Source organism: Rhizobium sp. F40D2, from assembly GCF_051810745.2.
In the GTDB taxonomy this organism is placed as follows: Bacteria; Pseudomonadota; Alphaproteobacteria; order Rhizobiales; family Rhizobiaceae; genus Rhizobium.
This window is the reverse complement of the sequence record NZ_CM131436.1, coordinates 954,059-969,555: the sequence shown is the minus strand read 5'-3', so window position 1 is coordinate 969,555 and position 15,497 is coordinate 954,059. Positions and strand designations below refer to the sequence as shown.

The window sequence follows — 15,497 nt, the reverse complement described above, 5'->3', positions numbered from 1 at the left end:
CTCTAATGCAACTTCAGCTTCGCCTCTTCGGCTGCCGCTAGGAATTCGGCTCGCGCCTCTTCCACGCTCTTGCGCCCGTCAAGTGCTGCCCGGCAGGTGCTGCGCGCCTTGATATAACGCAACCCGCGCGAGTTCGGCCAGAAATCCGCCAGGCATTTCAGCGCATCGAACGGCCCGCTGACCGTTCGCGCGTCGGCATCTTCGAAACCGACCTTGACCGGGCTGTCCCATTTTTCAGTTGCCATCAATGCTCCTCCACGATTGTCGACAGAAACACAGGATGCCGCGCCTCCCCATTCCTCCATGGAGACGCCGCCATGATAGCATTCTAGCGTGATTTTCACGGCCAACAATGGTGAATCGTTTGTTGCTGATGAGGCCAAATGTCAGCTTGCGTGCGGAGGGTTCGGCGGCATGCAGGCCGGGATGTTTTTTTAGATAGTCGCAGATAAGTTGTATGGCGCTTGCGCGCTGCTACCGCTACCCAGCTGAGGGGCTCCGACATGGGTTTAGATCGAAGATTGATCCAGGCTGCTTTTCTCTGCGGGGGGCTGGCAATGCCGGCCTTTGCCGGCGGCGCAGAGATATCAGATGAAGACGCTTTGCTCGGGCGTATTTCTACTGAGATTATCCCTAGAATCCAACTGGAATACGTGCAGACCGCCATCGGCCAGTTTACGGCCGCGATGGATATCGCCACCTTTCGCGCACGACTGATATTAGACGAGGGATTACAGCAATGGTATGTGGAAGGTATATATGATGGAGTTCCTACGAGGGTAACCGCTGACCTGCTTGAACGGTGGGCGTTGTCGCCATCCATGCCCTATCATCTCGAAGCAATCGACATTCCCGATTGCGCTCATGGCAGCGTGCTGCTTCCCAATTGTCGCTAGCCCTCGTCGAGCACGTGCGAGGAGATATCCGATATCTGAGAGAGAAAACTGGTGCTGCCGAGTGGGATTGAACCACCGACCTCACCCTTACCAAGGGTGTGCTCTACCACTGAGCTACGGCAGCAGGACCAGGACCCGTGCGAGCCGGGTGGCTCAAATCGCGGGAACGGGGCGGCTATTGCCACAGCTTGGCGGCAAGCGCAAGCAGCAAATTCCAACTTCGCGTGGATTGGGACGCAAGGGCCTTTTGGATCGGCGCGAATTCGGCTAATCCTGTCACATGAACGACAAGACCGAAACCGGCCAGCAGAGCCGCAAACAGGCGATCGAGGCCCAGGCGAAACTGCGCCGCGAGCGCGCCGCCGAAAAACTCAGAGAAAATCTTTCGAAACGCAAACAGCAGGTGCGCGCCCGCCGTTCCGGGCAAGCCGACGAAACAAATGGACTGCCTGCCGCAAAAATGGACAAATCGTAATGTTCCGTCCGCGGTCAATTGAAGCGTCGCGAAAAATCCCTTAAACACCCCACTCCCTATTCCAAGGCAGTATTTCAGGAAAGGCGGGCGCGGCCCGTAAGCGCACATGGATCGTATCAGAATCGTCGGCGGTAATGAGCTGAATGGCATCATTCCGATTTCCGGCGCCAAGAATGCCGCATTGCCGCTGATGATTGCCTCGCTTCTGACCAGCGATACGCTGACGCTCGAAAACGTGCCGCATCTGGCCGATGTCGAACTCTTGATGCGCATCCTCGGCAATCATGGCGTCGACGTTGCTGTCAACGGCCGCCGCGAGCGCCAGGAGGATTCCTATTCGCGCACGATCCATTTCACCTGCCGCACCATCGTCGATACCACCGCTTCCTATGAGCTGGTCTCGAAGATGCGCGCCTCTTTCTGGGTCATCGGCCCGCTCTTGGCGCGCGAAGGCCATTGCCGCGTATCGCTGCCGGGCGGCTGCGCCATCGGCACGCGCCCCGTCGATCTCTTCATCGAGGGCCTGACGGCGCTCGGCGCCACCATGGAGATCGATGCCGGTTATATCAACGCCAAGGCGCCGAATGGCGGCCTGATCGGCGCGCGCTACACTTTCCCGAAGGTTTCCGTCGGCGCCACCCATGTAATGATGATGGCGGCAACCCTTGCCCGCGGCACCACCGTCATCGGCAACGCCGCCCGCGAGCCTGAAGTCGTCGACCTCGCCAACTGCCTGAACGCCATGGGCGCCAAGATCACGGGCGCCGGCACCGCGACGATCACCATCGAGGGCGTCACCTCGCTCTCCGGCGCCCGCCACCGCGTGCTGCCGGATCGCATCGAGACCGGCACCTATGCCATGGCCGTTGCCATGGCCGGCGGCGACGTCGTGCTCGAAAATACCGATGTGGCACTGCTCGATACCGCATTGGAAACGCTGCGCCGCGCCGGTGCGGACATCTCCGCGACCAATAACGGCATGCGCGTCAAGCGCAACGGCGCCGGCATCAAGCCGGTCGATATCGTCACCGATCCCTTCCCGGGTTTCCCCACCGATCTGCAGGCGCAGTTCATGGCGCTGATGACCCGCTCTTCCGGCATCTCGCACGTCACCGAGACCATCTTCGAAAACCGCTTCATGCATGTGCAGGAACTGGCTCGCCTCGGCGCCAGGATCACGCTCTCCGGCCAGACGGCGAAGATCGAGGGTGTGCAGCGGCTGCGCGGCGCCCCCGTGATGGCGACCGATCTGCGTGCTTCCGTCTCGCTCGTCATCGCCGGCCTGGCCGCCGAGGGCGAAACCACGGTCTCCCGCGTCTATCACCTCGACCGCGGTTTCGAGCGGCTCGAGGAGAAGCTGACCCGCTGCGGCGCCGTCGTCGAGCGCATCAGCGAGTAAGCCGTTCATCCCGGTTGCGTATTTGGCCGCAGCATCTTATTTCCCTTGTCTGACGCATCGCCATTTCGGCGGTGCCTGCTGGGATGAGGCTGAATGACCGAACTGAAGCTTGTAGCGCTCGATGACGAGGATCTTGCGATCATCTCCGCGCATATGCAGGACAGCGTCTTCAAGGTCGGCGATATCGACTGGTCGCCGCGCGACGCGCAGTTCGCCCTTGCCGCCAATCGTTTCGTCTGGGAAGGTGCCGAGCGCAAGCGCAGAGGCTTCGAGCGCCGCCGGGCTGCCCTGGTGTTCAAGCGGGTGCTCGCGGTGCGGTCTCTCGGCATCGACCGCGGCAAACGGGACGAGGTGCTGTCGCTGCTGGCGCTGCGTTTCGAGAAGAAGGGCGAGGGACCGGAGTGCACGATCGAGCTGTCGCTGTCCGGCACCGCCTCGATTGCGCTCGATGTCGAATGTATCGAGGTGCAGCTAGCCGATATCGGCGGCGCCTGGGAGGCTTCCTCCAAGCCTCGCCACCTCTGACGTCTCTGACGTGACGCTTGAGGTTTGAACATCGCAGTTTCGAGTTGAGAAGGAATATCGGCCTTGGCAATCTGGCTGGATCAGGCATCGGAAGGTTTCGAGCAGCGTTTTGCCGCCTTTCTGACGACGAAGCGTGAAGTCTCCGAGGATGTGAACACGGTCGTTCGCGCCATCATCGATGATATCAGGGCTCGCGGCGATGTGGCGCTTGCCGAATATTCGCTGAAGTTCGACGGCATCGATTTCGCCACCGTGCCGATGCGCGTCACGCCTGAGGAGTTCGACGCGGCGATCGAGGCCGTGCCTCCGGAAGTGCTGGGGGCGCTGAAGCTCGCAGCACTGCGCATTGAATCCCATCATCGCCGGCAGCTGCCGAAGGACGACATCTACGAGGACGATCTCGGCGTCGGTCTCGGCTCGCGCTGGACGGCGATCGAGGCGGTCGGCCTCTATGTTCCGGGCGGCACTGCGAGTTATCCGAGCTCGGTGCTGATGAATGCGGTGCCGGCCAAGGTCGCCGGCGTCGATCGCATCGTCATCGCCGTTCCCGCCACCGGCGGTGCTGTCAACCCCGCCGTGCTTGCCGCCGCCAAGCTTGTCGGTGTGACCGAGGTTTATCGTGTCGGCGGCGCCCAGGCGATCGCGGCTCTTGCCTATGGCACCGAGACGATCGCCCCGGTTGCCAAGATCACCGGGCCCGGCAATGCCTATGTCGCAGCCGCCAAGCGCCACGTCTTCGGCACTGTCGGCATCGACATGATCGCCGGCCCTTCCGAAGTGCTGGTCATTGCCGACAAAGACAACAATCCCGATTGGATCGCCGCCGACCTGCTGGCGCAGGCCGAGCACGATGCCAGCGCCCAGGCGATCCTGATCACCGACGATGCCGAATTCGGCAAGGCGGTGGAGCAGGCGGTCGAACGCCAGTTGAAGACGCTGAACCGCGCAGAGACCGCCGCGGCAAGCTGGCGCGATTTCGGCGCCATCATTCTCGTTTCCGATCTGAAACAGGCCATTCCGCTCGCCAACCGCATCGCCGCCGAGCATCTCGAGCTTGCCGTTGCCGATCCGGACCGGCTGCTCGACGGCATCCGCAATGCCGGCGCGATCTTCATCGGCGCCCATACGCCCGAGGTGATCGGCGATTATGTCGGCGGTTCCAACCATGTGCTGCCGACGGCGCGCTCGGCGCGCTTCTCCTCCGGCCTTTCGGTGCTCGATTTCGTCAAGCGTACCTCGATCCTGCGGCTCGGCCCGCAACAATTGCGCACCCTCGGCCCGGCGGCGATCGCCCTTGCCGTCTCCGAAGGCCTCGATGCTCATGCGCGATCGGTTGCGATCCGCCTCAACCTCGAAAGGTGAGGGGATGGCGGCGGGCGATTTCCGGCTTTGCGACGTCGTCCTCGACGATACGATCGGCCGTTCGACGCCCGATGTCGAGCATGAACGCGCCGTAGCCATCTTCGATCTGATCGAGGAGAACAGTTTCGCGCCGATCGGCCATGCCGGCGGGCCTTACCGGCTGAACATCTCGCTGGTCGATTCCAAGCTGGTCTTTGCCATCAAGACGGAGGAAGGCATCGCCGTCGCCACCCATATCCTGTCGCTGACCCCCTTCCGGCGGATCGTCAAGGATTACTTCATGATCTGCGAGAGCTATTACGAAGCGATCCGTTCGGCGACGCCGAGCCGCATCGAGGCGATCGACATGGGCCGGCGCGGCATCCACAATGAAGGTTCGCAGACGCTGAAGGACAGGCTGACCGGCAAGATAGAGGTCGATTTCGACACCGCCCGGCGGCTGTTCACCCTGGTCTGCGTGCTCTACTGGCGCGGATGACGGCAATGGAGCGCGCCGCCGACGTCGAGGAAGGAAAAAGGCCGGGCGCCATCCTCTTCATGTGCGGGATGAATGCCATCCGCTCGCCGATGGCCGAAGCGATCGCCCGTAGTATTCTGCCGGCCAATACATATATCAGGTCGGCCGGCGTGCGCGCCGGCGAGCGCGATCCTTTCGTCGATGTCGTGCTTGACGAGATCGGGCTGTCGCTGGGGCGCCGCCTGCCGCAGACGCTGGAAGAGCTCGAGGACGATTATTTCGATCTGATCATCACCCTGTCGCCGCCGGCCCACCATGCCGCCCTTGAGCTGACGCGGTCGAATGCGATCGATGTGGTTTACTGGCCGACGATGGATCCGACGGTCGTCAGCGGCACGCGCGAACAGATTCTGGAGAGCTACCGAGAGGTCCGCGATTACCTGGCCGGCCTCATCGAAAGCCGGCTGCTCAAACGAAATGGCATTGCCGCGCAATCGGCGTGAAAACAAATGACGGAAAGGCCGTTCAACAAGGTTCACAAACCTGCGTTGATTGTGTAGTTTCCGCCCAAATTTTAAAGGCGCGCGCAGCGCTGCCTATTCAACCCACAGGAAGAAAACACTTATATGCCGAAAGAAGAAGTCCTCGAATTCCCGGGTATCGTCACCGAACTTCTGCCGAATGCGACGTTCCGCGTGAAGCTCGAAAACGAACACGAGATCATCGCCCATACAGCGGGCCGCATGCGCAAGAACCGCATCCGCGTTCTCGCCGGCGACAAGGTGCTTGTGGAAATGACGCCCTACGATCTGACCAAGGGCCGCATCACCTACCGTTTCAAGTAAGTTTGCCCGAAGGTCCTGCAGGGGTTTTTCTCCCGTCTGTCGATGGTCGAGGTTCCATGGCGCTGAAATACAAGCTCATTCTCGCCTCGGGCTCGCCCCGTCGCGTCGACCTGCTCAACCAGGCAGGCATCGAGCCTTCGCGCCTGATGCCGATGGATATCGACGAGACGCCGAAGAAGTCGGAGCACCCGCGTTCGCTGGCCCGCAGGCTTTCGGCCGAGAAGGCGGAAGCAGCACTTGCCGCCATCAAGAGTGACATCACCTGGAAGGGCAGCTATATCCTCTCCGCCGATACGGTGGTCGCCGTCGGCCGGCGCATTCTCGGCAAGGCCGAGTTTGCCGACGAGGCATTGAGCTCGCTGCATCTATTGTCGGGACGCAACCATCTCGTCTATACCGGCGTTTGCCTGGTGACGCCGGATCGCAAGATCCGCCAGAAGATCGTCGAGACCAAGGTGCGCTTCAAGCGCCTCTCCGGCTTCGAGATCGAAAACTACCTGGCCTCCGGCCAGTGGCGCGGCAAGGCAGGCGCCTATGGCATTCAGGGCCTTGCCGGCACCTTCGTGCAGAAGATGGTCGGCTCCTACACCAATGTCGTCGGCCTGCCGCTTTATGAAACCATTGTGCTTTTGACCGGCGAAGGCTTCGACGTGCATAGCCGGTGGCCGGAGGGCTAAAGCCCGAAGGCCGATGCCTGAGTTAGGACGGACCGATCATGCCCGAAGACAATAAAGCCGCCGCCAAGGTCGAACCGCTGCGCAAGTCGCGCCCTTGCCCCGAATGCGGCAAACCCTCACACCGCGAACATTACCCCTTCTGCTCCAACCGCTGCCGCGAGGTCGATCTCTCCCGCTGGCTGACCGGCGCCTATGCCATCCCGGTTGCCGACGACGAGACCAAGGCCGAATATCCGGATGAGGAAAACTAGGGGGCTCACACTTCGCGAAGCTCTTATTTTTCCTCATGAATCGGCAAAATCGGCAAGACCGTCAAAAAAGAGTCATTTGACGCTTGCCATGGCCGAACAAGATGCTATAACCCCGCTCGCTTCCGGGGCGCACCAAGGTCCCGCGGTTCTTTTTTCGAAAAGCACCATCGGAAGCAGGTTAGCCCAGGTAGCTCAGTTGGTAGAGCAGCGGATTGAAAATCCGCGTGTCACTGGTTCGATTCCGGTCCTGGGCACCACTCAATCCCCTAGAACTAATCTCCACGCACAGTCTCGGATAGCTGTCCCACAAACCTCTTTGTCTAGAAGCTAGCGCCCCTTTCTTTGTCTTCGCCAGCGTCTCGCTCAGAGTTGCCGCCGAAAGCATGGATCCGGCCATGGTTCTCTTCCTCCAGGGCTCTTAGTCCTCTCGCATCGAGCCGGCGTTTCCGGACCGCAGCGATTGCCACCGATAGAGGTCTGCTCGCTGATACCTTGCTTGTGGCAAACATCCGCCACCGTCACGTCGGCCTGGATGCCGGTAATCTGGTCGTCGTCAAATTTTCGCTTGCCCATCGCTGCTTCAATCCTCACGAAAAGCTCTGTCGAAGCTGTAGGGGAGTGGTCTAATACTATAGAAGGCCACGCCGCTTTCGCCCGTTTCGATCAGTGTCTGGGCGGGCACGGTCAGTTAGCTCGCGAGCTCAGCCTGCTTCATTGGCGGACCGGTTCCGTCACCGCTTTAATGACGTCAGACGCCATCTTGAATTCCTTGTCGCGGCTGGTGATGCCATGGCGTCGCGCGATCCAGGCAAAATCCGTGTACGCGACGCGAACCGACCCATCCTTCGTTTCGTAGACGAGAACGCGGACCGGCCAATCGAGGCCCGCTGTGGGATTGGCGGTGATGAATGTCGTTCCGAGTGCCGGATTGCCGAAAAGAATCAGCCGTGAGGGGAGGACCTTGTTGCCGGCAGCCGTGCCGAGAGCCGCTTGATCAATATCATCGAACAGCATGATGCCCTTCTCAGCGACATTGGCTTTGATCTTACTGACAGTCTCGTCAACCGAGTAATGGCTTTTCAGAACAACGACGCCGTCGCGGGTCCCTGCCTGGGCGACTGAGATGGGCGTAGCCGCGATGGCGGCTGCCAATGAAAACATGGCGGTGAGGAATAGATTGATCACTCTTTGCATGTCATTCTCTCCTTTGGTTGGGTAAATCTTCGGCGTAGTTGCCAGGTCGGGGTGGAACAGCATTCCGTCCGCTTCGAGAGGCTGGACTTATGATGGTGGCGCGCTTAGCGAACTCCCGAGCAGCATTGCTGCGCCGAGTGCGGTGATCAGGATAAACACGCAGGCGTTCCAGCCGAGATGGTCATAGACCTGTCCGAGAGCCAGACTGCCGATCATGCCGCCGGTGTAGTAGGATGCCAGATAGATGCCGCTGGCACCGGCCTTGTCGCTCATGGCACGCCGGCCGATGATGCCGGTGGCGATAGCTTGCGCCAGGAACGTGCCGATTGCCACCAGCGTCAATCCGCCGAGGATGATTGGCAAATTTGTGCTGAGAAGCGCCACGAGGCCGAGGACGGACATTGCAAGGGTCGATACGATTGCCGCTTTCGACCCGACATGGCTTGCGATCTTCCCGGCAAACGGCGTGGTCACAATCGAAGGGAGAAAGACAAGATAGACAAGGCCAAGCGCCATCGGTGCCACGCCGAGCGCAACGATCTGGAAGTTCACATAGGTATAGGTGCCGATGAACACGAACAGGATCAGGAAACCGATCAGGAAGACGCGGCGCAGGTCCGGATCGGCAAGGTGAACGCGCCAGATGTGCCTGGCAACGCTTCCTCGATCGTTCGTGCGCATCATGCTCGCGGTTTTCTTGAGCGAGAACCAAACCAACGCGGCGCCGAGGAGATTAAGTGCTGCGAATATCAGAAAATTCAGCGAAAGGCCGCCGATGCCGGCGATAGCGGCAGACAGCATACGGCCAAAGAGATTGCTCGCGACATTGCCTGTGACATAGGCTGCGAGCGCTCCGGAGGTCTCCCCGGCGGAAAAATGTTCAGACAAGTAGGCTGCCGTGAGCGTAAAGGCGGTCGACATGCATAGTCCCTGAAGCACCCGTAACGCTGCGAAGACAATAATGTTGTCGGTAAATGCCAGCAGCGTCGTCGGGATGGACAGAAGGGCGAGGCTGATCCAGATGCCGTTGCGCCGGTCGACATCACCGCCAAAAAAAGCCACGAGCAGACCAGCGATTGCCATGCCCAATGTGCTGGCATTGACGGCTAAACCCATCGTGGCGCGGCTCACCTCGAATCTCTCCACCAGCGAAGGCAACACCGCCTGTGCCGCGAAGAGGTCGACAAGAGTCAGGAACGCAATAAGTGCGATCAGTCCAAATCGCCAACTGTCCGCACGTAGTGTCTTATCCGCATGAATGGATGCGAGCGGCTGTTCGATATCGGTCATTGCGAGGTCCCCCGAAATGCGGCGATTTCGGCAATGGCCGAAAACGCCGGAGCGTGGCTCAAAGGGCTGGGTCAACGGACAAACCGGCGATTACATCGCTGCGTTGTCCTCGTGCATCTCCGGGCTCAGAATGTCGGAGGAATAAAGCACGGCCCGAACCTTGCCGTTGTTCTTCCACCAATGGGAGAGGTGGCCGAACTCGGCGGTGACCTCGCCCGCCTTGTGCAGGATCGGCACCTTGCAGGTGCTGCGATATTCGGTGATCGAGCCGGAGGCGATCAGGATATTTGCCGGGCGCATATCATGTGAATGCCAGGGAACAACGCCGCCCGGCTCCACGACGAGCTTTCGCATGCGCAGCATGCTGCCCTTCCAAGCATCCCCCTTGGAGGAAAGATCGATCGTTTTGAGGACGCTGTCGGTGACGCCCTTCGGCATCATCGCACCAGGTTTCATGCCATCTTCGGCAACTTGATCGGCTGGGCAGTCACCGGCAAAGGCAAATGAGGCGTGCAGGCCGGCGGCGATCGTCAGTGCGTTAAAGGCAAGCATCGCCAAAGAGACTCGGCGGGTTTTGAATGAAGGCAGCATCGTGGTTCTCCTTGTTGGGGCTCGGCAAGATCGGTGTCGAGCATGTGAGGAGAGTGGCGGAGCGCCGACCCAAAGAGAAATGCCAGATGCTTTTGAATTCGATAGCCGCGGGCTATTGCCGATTGCCAAATAAGCACGAAAAGCCCGGCGAATGCCGGGCCATGCTCAAGAGGGGCAGTACGATACATTCAATCAATGCGGTCGGGTTGGCGGGGAAGCCCAGCCATAGGATTTCACAGCGCCGACAAAGACGGAAACCGCCGGCGAAAAGCGACGGCCTGCGACAGTCACGAGACAGACTTCACGGCTGACCTCCGGTTCCGCGACCGGTCGCACCTGCAGTCCGGGAATGACGGCGCTATATTCCGGGATGAAGCAAATGCCCAAGCCGCCGGCGACAAGATTCTGGATCCAGTCTTCGCGTTCGCTGGAATAGGAAACGAGCGTCTTGACACCTTGCGCATCGCAAAGATCCGAGAGGTAGTCCCAATATTCGCAGTTGACGCGACGCAGGTAGACTTCGCCGTCGATCGCAGCAATCGGAATGGCGTCGTATTGACTGAGCCTGTGGCCGGCAGGAAAGGCGAGCATGAACCTTTCGCGGAAGAGCGAGGTCACGTCGAACCGCTCCGGAAAATCCGTTGCCGTTGACATCAGCGCCACATCGATTTCGCCGGTCTCCAACAGATCGGACAGTCTCGTGGGCACGCCTTCGATCAGTTGCAGCTGGATGCCCTTGTGACGCATGTTGAAGTCGGTCAGGAGGCCGGTGAACCGCCGCGGCCCGATCGTACACATGATACCGACCTTGAGATTAGCTTCGCTCAGACAGAGAAACCGGGAGGCCTCCGTCCGAACGCCCATGAGCTCATCCTGAATCTGCTGGAACCGTGGCCGGAGCAGATTGCCAAGATCGGTGACATGAGTGAGATTGCGCTCTCGGCGAAACAGTAAGCCACCGACCTCGTCCTCAAGCTGCTGTATGGCGCGGCTGAGGGCCGGTTGAGTAACGTTGCACCTTTCGGCTGCACGCGTGAAATTGCGTGTTTCGCAGACGGCCAAGAAATAACGTATATGATGAATATCCATCGCCGCCCCCAGGGTGAACGCGATTTTTAATATGCTGCTATTCTCTACAGCGGCGGCATTCTCATCCAATGCCATGGATTTATCAATTCCATACCAGACCGGCATTTCTAAAGTGAGCGCCGATACTCCACTGTGACTGCCATGACGCCAGAAAGTGTCGTCGATTGCAGTGGAGAGCGCATATGCTGAACGCCTTTGATCCCGAAATTGATACTCTCGTCGGCCGCAAGCCCCTGGAAGGGCGCAGCGCCATCGTCACCGGCTCCACCAGCGGGATCGGTCTTGGCATTGCGCATGCACTTGCTCGCTCAGGTGCGGCCGTGATGTTGAACGGTTTTGGCGACCCTGTCGAGATCGAGGCGCTGCGTGCCGGCATCGCAGGCGACAACGACGTCGACGTCGCCTATGACGCCGCTGACATGGCAAAACCGGAAGCCATTCGAATGATGGTCGAGAGGGCGGCCGCGCGGTTTGGCCAGGTCGACATCGTCATCAACAATGCCGGCATCCAGCACGTTTCGCCGATCGGAAAGTTCCCGCCGGAAAAGTGGGACGCCATCCTCGCCATCAATCTCTCCGCCGCTTTTCATCTGGTGCAGTCGACATTCGACGGCATGTGCGCCAGAGGTTACGGCCGGATCATCAATGTCGCCTCGGCTCATGGATTGGTCGCATCGCCCTTCAAGTCCGCCTATGTGGCGGCCAAGCATGGCATCGTCGGCTTCACAAAGACGATCGCACTCGAAGGCGCGGAATTCGGCGTCACATCCAATGCGATCTGCCCTGGCTATGTCTGGACGCCGCTCGTCGAGCACCAGATCGAAGATCAGGCGAAGTCGCATAAGATCGCGCGAGATGCAGTGATCCGCGATGTTTTCCTGAAGGACCAACCGACCAAGCGTTTTGCAACCATCGAAGAAATGGGTGCGCTCGCCGTGTTTCTCTGCGGCGAACTTGCTGGGTCGATCACCGGGACCGCTATTCCGGTCGACGGCGGCTGGACTGCGCACTGACCAATTATTCGGACCAAGGGGAGGCAATCGTGAACAAACATATAGGAAGACAGCCCAGAATGCAGCCCGAACTCTCCGTTGCCGGGCGTGAACCACGGATGATCAATCTTGCATTGCAGGGCGGCGGCGCGCATGGCGCCTTCACCTGGGGCGTGCTCGATCGGCTGCTTGACGAGCCCAGCCTTTCTTTTGAAGGCATCGTGGCGACGAGCGCCGGCGCGATGAATGCCGCCGTCATGGCTTACGGCCTTGCTGCGGGCGGACGAAGCGGCGCGCAGAGCGCACTCGCCAATTTTTGGCGCCGCGTCAGCCATGCGTCCGCATCGGGACCTTTGCAGCCGTCTTTGTTCGACCGTCTGACTGGTTCTAAATCGCTGGAATTCTCCCCGGCATTTGTCATGTTCGACCTGGTCACCCGGCTGATGTCGCCCTACCAGTTCAACCCATTCAATTTCAATCCGCTGCGCCAGGTGCTGGAACAATCGATCGATCTCGACGCGATCCGAATGGCGCGCTGCCCCGTCAAACTCAGCATTTGTGCCACCAACGTGAGGACCGGCAAGGTGAAGGTCTTCGGCAATGACGAGCTCTCCATCGATGCGGTTATGGCGTCCGCCTGCCTGCCTTTCCTGTTCCAGGCGGTGGAAATCGATGGGGAAGCCTATTGGGACGGTGGCTACATGGGAAATCCCGCGATATTCCCGCTGATCTATGGCTGCGATACGCCCGATGTCCTCGTGGTCCATATCAACCCGATCGAAAGAACTGACCTGCCGCGAACCGCAGGTGAAATTCTCAACCGCATCAACGAGATCAGCTTCAACTCGTCGCTGCTCAGGGAGATGCGCGCAGTGGCTTTCGTCACGCAGCTTATCGATGCACAGGGGACGCCGCCGCCCAATCTCAAGCGTGTTTTCGTGCACGGTATCTCAGACGACGATACGATGAAGAATCTCAGCGTCTCGAGCAAGCTGAACGCGGACTGGGGAGCGCTCGTGGACTTAAGGGATCGCGGCCGCGAATGCGCCGAACTCTGGCTGATCGCCAACTATGACGACATCGGCAAGCGATCGACCGTGGACATCCGCGAACGCTATCTTTGATCCTCTACGAAGCTTACTCCCGGCATTTGCAAAATCCTGCCTCCTTAGCCCCCGTCTCTTCCAACGGGGGCTCTTTTTTAGATGGGATCGACTGCCGAAGCATAGAGACGGCGTATCGAAACCATGCGGAGACAGCATTTCAGACGTGAGCTGACTTCTGGGAAAGTTAGGTGGTCAAGCCGATGGCGGTTTGACCCACGAACCAGGAGATTTCTCATGAATGCTACACGCTTTCTTATCAGCTCAGCCATTGCCGCTGCCGCCTCCATGAGCGCAGCCAGCGCCTTTGCCGGCCCGGCTGCCAAACCGGATTTCTCGTTCGAAAAATGCTTTGGCGTCGTCAAGGCCGGCCTGAACGACTGCCAGACCGCCAGCCATTCCTGCGCCGGCACGTCGACGGCCGATAATGCCAAGGACTCCTGGATTTACATTCCGGCCGGCACCTGCAGCAAAATTGCCGGCGGCAGCACCGAACCCAAGGCCTGAGCTCTCTCAAGCTCTCAACTGCACATCCGAAAGGAGCAACCGATGTCCAAGATATTTCCGAGCAATCCGGTGCCGAACGCCGCGGGCATCGGTCTTCGCTCCCAACATATCGGCGAAATGCTGTCCCGCCGCCCATCGGCGGGGTGGCTCGAAGTCCATGCGGAAAATTGTATGGGCGGCTCGGCGGCGGTCGATGCGCTTGAGCGGCTGCGGGAAAGCTATCCCCTGTCGATCCACGGTGTCGGCCTGTCGCTCGGCAGCAGCTCCGGTCTTGATCGAGATCACTTGGAACGTATGCGCAAGCTCTGCCTGCGTTTCCAGCCAAGTCTTGTTTCCGAACACCTTGCCTGGAGCGCTGCCGATGGCGCCTATCTGAATGACCTTTTGCCGCTGCGCTATGATGCGCAGGCACTGGCAGTCGTCAGCACCAATATCTTGAGGCTTCAGGATGCGCTTCAGCGGCGCGTCTTTATCGAAAACCTCTCGGCCTATATCGCCTTCGAGGATTCAACGATGACCGAGGCGGAATTTCTCGCCGAACTCGTCCGGCTCACCGATTGCGGTCTGCTCCTCGATGTCAACAACGTTTATGTATCGGCATGCAATCTCGGTTTCGATGCCAAAGCCTTCATTGATCTGCTTCCGGCGCATGCCGTCGGTGAAATTCACCTCGCCGGCCATGCGGTTAACGAGGTTGAGGGCGATATCGTGCTGATCGACGACCACGGCTCCCGCGTTCCGCCGGCGGTCTGGTCACTCTATGCCTATGCGATCCGGAAAATCGGACATCGCCCCACGCTCATCGAATGGGATACCGATGTCCCCGCTCTGGACGTGCTGCTCGGCGAAGCCATGTGGGCTGATATGCTTGCCCAATCGATCGCCTTCGAAGATCGAATGCTGGCCGCAAGGCCAGCGCCTCAGACGAGCCGGTTCGACGGCATGGTCCTGCCGTTGCAGCCCGCCAGCACGAAAGGGCCGATGCCGGCGCTTGCCGCGCTGGCGACGATCAAGCCATCCGTCTTCGCCATTCATTCAGGGGCAAGGAGGAGTGGCCATGCCTTCTAATTGCGCCCTGCAGTCAAGGATCGCCCAGGCCATTCTGCATGGCGATCGCAGTGACGTTGGTCCGGTGTTGGCCAAAGCTGCTTTCGACCCGCTGCGCCGGTTCAACATCTACCGTAACAACACGTTCGCCTCGCTGACGGCGACCTTGATCGCGGTTTTCCCGGTCACGGTGCAGCTTTTAAGCGAAAACTACTTTCGTTACGTTGCCGGCCTCTTCATACGCAGCAATCCGCCACAGGAGGCGCGGCTCGTTCGCTATGGCGGCAATTTCCCCTGCTTTCTGGCCGGGTTCGAAGACATTCGTTCGATGCCCTTCATCGCCGAAACGGCGCGGCTGGAATGGATGATTGCGGAAGCGCTTGATGCACCGGCATTGCCGGGCTGCATCTTGGAGCAGCTTGCAGACGGCGAAGCCGACACGATTCCACAAATTTTTCTTCAGCCATCGCTGCGTCTGCTCGTCTGTCGTTGGCCGGCACTGGAAATCTGGTCGGCGCATCAGCCGGGCGGACAGATCGGGACGCTGACGGGATTGCGCCGCCGACCTGAGCGCATCGCTTTATGGCGAACCAGCGAGAGCGTGCGTTTTCTGCGTCTCGAAGCTCAGCATTTCGCATTCCTGCGTGCACTGAAGAAGCGTGCAAGTCTGGAGGCGGCGGTTGACCGTATCCTTTTCCGAACGCCTGATTTCGATCTGGCGACTGCGTTGAGCGGCTTGTTCGCCGAAGGCCTCGTGGCCCGCATTCGCCACATCCAGCTCCCAACCAATTGAAGGA

At 59.8% G+C, this 15,497-nt stretch carries 20 protein-coding genes and 2 tRNA genes; 16 read left to right on the top strand and 6 right to left on the bottom strand.

The features are described from left to right. Positions 1 to 2: 2 nt before the first annotated feature. The gene (locus ACS4RS_RS04635) at positions 3 to 245 is read right to left on the bottom strand and encodes a DUF982 domain-containing protein (RefSeq protein WP_003588688.1); all 243 of its coding nucleotides are present in this window, start codon (positions 243 to 245) and stop codon (positions 3 to 5) included. 258 nt (positions 246 to 503) lie between these two features. On the opposite strand from ACS4RS_RS04635, the gene ACS4RS_RS04630 reads away from it, so the two are divergent. Further along, a complete protein-coding gene (locus tag ACS4RS_RS04630; RefSeq protein WP_439008528.1) occupies positions 504 to 896 on the top strand; it encodes a hypothetical protein in 393 nt (130 codons plus the stop codon). 49 nt (positions 897 to 945) lie between these two features. Here the strand turns inward: ACS4RS_RS04630 and ACS4RS_RS04625 are convergent. Beyond that, positions 946 to 1,020, bottom strand: a tRNA-Thr gene (locus ACS4RS_RS04625). Positions 1,021 to 1,176: 156 nt separating this feature from the next. Between ACS4RS_RS04625 and ACS4RS_RS04620 the strand changes: the two genes are divergently transcribed. The 10 genes from ACS4RS_RS04620 (at position 1,177) to ACS4RS_RS04575 (ending at position 7,144) form a co-directional block, all read left to right on the top strand. Next, positions 1,177 to 1,371, top strand: coding sequence for a hypothetical protein (locus ACS4RS_RS04620; RefSeq protein ID WP_449313900.1), 195 nt, complete (start codon positions 1,177 to 1,179; stop codon positions 1,369 to 1,371). A 106-nt stretch (positions 1,372 to 1,477) separates the two neighbouring features. Further along, the gene (gene murA, locus ACS4RS_RS04615; RefSeq protein WP_439008529.1) at positions 1,478 to 2,770 is read left to right on the top strand and encodes a UDP-N-acetylglucosamine 1-carboxyvinyltransferase; all 1,293 of its coding nucleotides are present in this window, start codon (positions 1,478 to 1,480) and stop codon (positions 2,768 to 2,770) included. A 93-nt stretch (positions 2,771 to 2,863) separates the two neighbouring features. Then, entirely contained in the window at positions 2,864 to 3,295 is a 432-nt protein-coding gene (locus ACS4RS_RS04610) for a DUF2948 family protein (protein ID WP_439008530.1), read from the top strand. Positions 3,296 to 3,358: 63 nt separating this feature from the next. After that, entirely contained in the window at positions 3,359 to 4,657 is a 1,299-nt protein-coding gene (hisD, locus tag ACS4RS_RS04605) for a histidinol dehydrogenase (RefSeq protein ID WP_439008531.1), read from the top strand. Positions 4,658 to 4,661: 4 nt separating this feature from the next. Beyond that, entirely contained in the window at positions 4,662 to 5,135 is a 474-nt protein-coding gene (locus ACS4RS_RS04600) for a UPF0262 family protein (RefSeq protein ID WP_439008532.1), read from the top strand. Continuing rightward, a complete protein-coding gene (locus ACS4RS_RS04595) occupies positions 5,132 to 5,617 on the top strand; it encodes an arsenate reductase/protein-tyrosine-phosphatase family protein (RefSeq protein ID WP_439008533.1) in 486 nt (161 codons plus the stop codon). Before ACS4RS_RS04600 ends, ACS4RS_RS04595 begins: the two co-directional genes overlap by 4 nt. Positions 5,618 to 5,740: 123 nt before the next feature. After that, positions 5,741 to 5,959, top strand: coding sequence for a translation initiation factor IF-1 (infA, locus tag ACS4RS_RS04590; protein ID WP_003545338.1), 219 nt, complete (start codon positions 5,741 to 5,743; stop codon positions 5,957 to 5,959). A 56-nt stretch (positions 5,960 to 6,015) separates the two neighbouring features. Beyond that, on the top strand, positions 6,016 to 6,636 hold the full coding sequence (locus ACS4RS_RS04585; RefSeq protein ID WP_003570453.1) for a Maf-like protein: 621 nt from the start codon (positions 6,016 to 6,018) through the stop codon (positions 6,634 to 6,636). Between the two features lie 38 nt (positions 6,637 to 6,674). Continuing rightward, positions 6,675 to 6,887, top strand: a complete 213-nt coding sequence (gene yacG / locus ACS4RS_RS04580; protein WP_439008534.1) for a DNA gyrase inhibitor YacG — start codon at positions 6,675 to 6,677, stop codon at positions 6,885 to 6,887. Between the two features lie 181 nt (positions 6,888 to 7,068). Then, positions 7,069 to 7,144, top strand: a tRNA-Phe gene (locus ACS4RS_RS04575). A gap of 454 nt (positions 7,145 to 7,598) precedes the next feature. Here the strand turns inward: ACS4RS_RS04575 and ACS4RS_RS04570 are convergent. From ACS4RS_RS04570 to ACS4RS_RS04555, 4 genes are all read right to left on the bottom strand, one after another. Beyond that, complete coding sequence (locus ACS4RS_RS04570) at positions 7,599 to 8,144, bottom strand: DUF302 domain-containing protein (RefSeq protein WP_439008535.1); 546 nt, start codon at positions 8,142 to 8,144, stop codon at positions 7,599 to 7,601. Positions 8,145 to 8,168: 24 nt separating this feature from the next. Then, the gene (locus ACS4RS_RS04565; protein ID WP_439008536.1) at positions 8,169 to 9,371 is read right to left on the bottom strand and encodes an MFS transporter; all 1,203 of its coding nucleotides are present in this window, start codon (positions 9,369 to 9,371) and stop codon (positions 8,169 to 8,171) included. A gap of 90 nt (positions 9,372 to 9,461) precedes the next feature. Then, on the bottom strand, positions 9,462 to 9,923 hold the full coding sequence (locus tag ACS4RS_RS04560; RefSeq protein ID WP_439011754.1) for a cupin domain-containing protein: 462 nt from the start codon (positions 9,921 to 9,923) through the stop codon (positions 9,462 to 9,464). Positions 9,924 to 10,154: 231 nt separating this feature from the next. After that, entirely contained in the window at positions 10,155 to 11,051 is an 897-nt protein-coding gene (locus ACS4RS_RS04555) for a LysR family transcriptional regulator (protein WP_183852692.1), read from the bottom strand. A gap of 182 nt (positions 11,052 to 11,233) precedes the next feature. Here ACS4RS_RS04555 and ACS4RS_RS04550 point away from each other — a divergent pair, with 182 nt between their 5' ends. The 5 genes from ACS4RS_RS04550 (at position 11,234) to ACS4RS_RS04530 (ending at position 15,493) form a co-directional block, all read left to right on the top strand. Continuing rightward, positions 11,234 to 12,064, top strand: a complete 831-nt coding sequence (locus tag ACS4RS_RS04550; protein ID WP_310806915.1) for a 3-hydroxybutyrate dehydrogenase — start codon at positions 11,234 to 11,236, stop codon at positions 12,062 to 12,064. A 59-nt stretch (positions 12,065 to 12,123) separates the two neighbouring features. Beyond that, on the top strand, positions 12,124 to 13,167 hold the full coding sequence (locus ACS4RS_RS04545) for a patatin-like phospholipase family protein (RefSeq protein ID WP_439008537.1): 1,044 nt from the start codon (positions 12,124 to 12,126) through the stop codon (positions 13,165 to 13,167). A 216-nt stretch (positions 13,168 to 13,383) separates the two neighbouring features. Continuing rightward, on the top strand, positions 13,384 to 13,653 hold the full coding sequence (locus tag ACS4RS_RS04540; RefSeq protein ID WP_183852687.1) for a BufA1 family periplasmic bufferin-type metallophore: 270 nt from the start codon (positions 13,384 to 13,386) through the stop codon (positions 13,651 to 13,653). Positions 13,654 to 13,695: 42 nt separating this feature from the next. Next, complete coding sequence (gene bufB / locus ACS4RS_RS04535) at positions 13,696 to 14,721, top strand: MNIO family bufferin maturase (RefSeq protein WP_439008538.1); 1,026 nt, start codon at positions 13,696 to 13,698, stop codon at positions 14,719 to 14,721. Beyond that, positions 14,711 to 15,493 (top strand): HvfC/BufC family peptide modification chaperone, encoded by a 783-nt coding sequence (locus ACS4RS_RS04530; protein WP_439011755.1) that lies wholly within the window; start codon positions 14,711 to 14,713, stop codon positions 15,491 to 15,493. Before bufB ends, ACS4RS_RS04530 begins: the two co-directional genes overlap by 11 nt. The last annotated feature ends 4 nt before the right edge of the window (positions 15,494 to 15,497 follow it).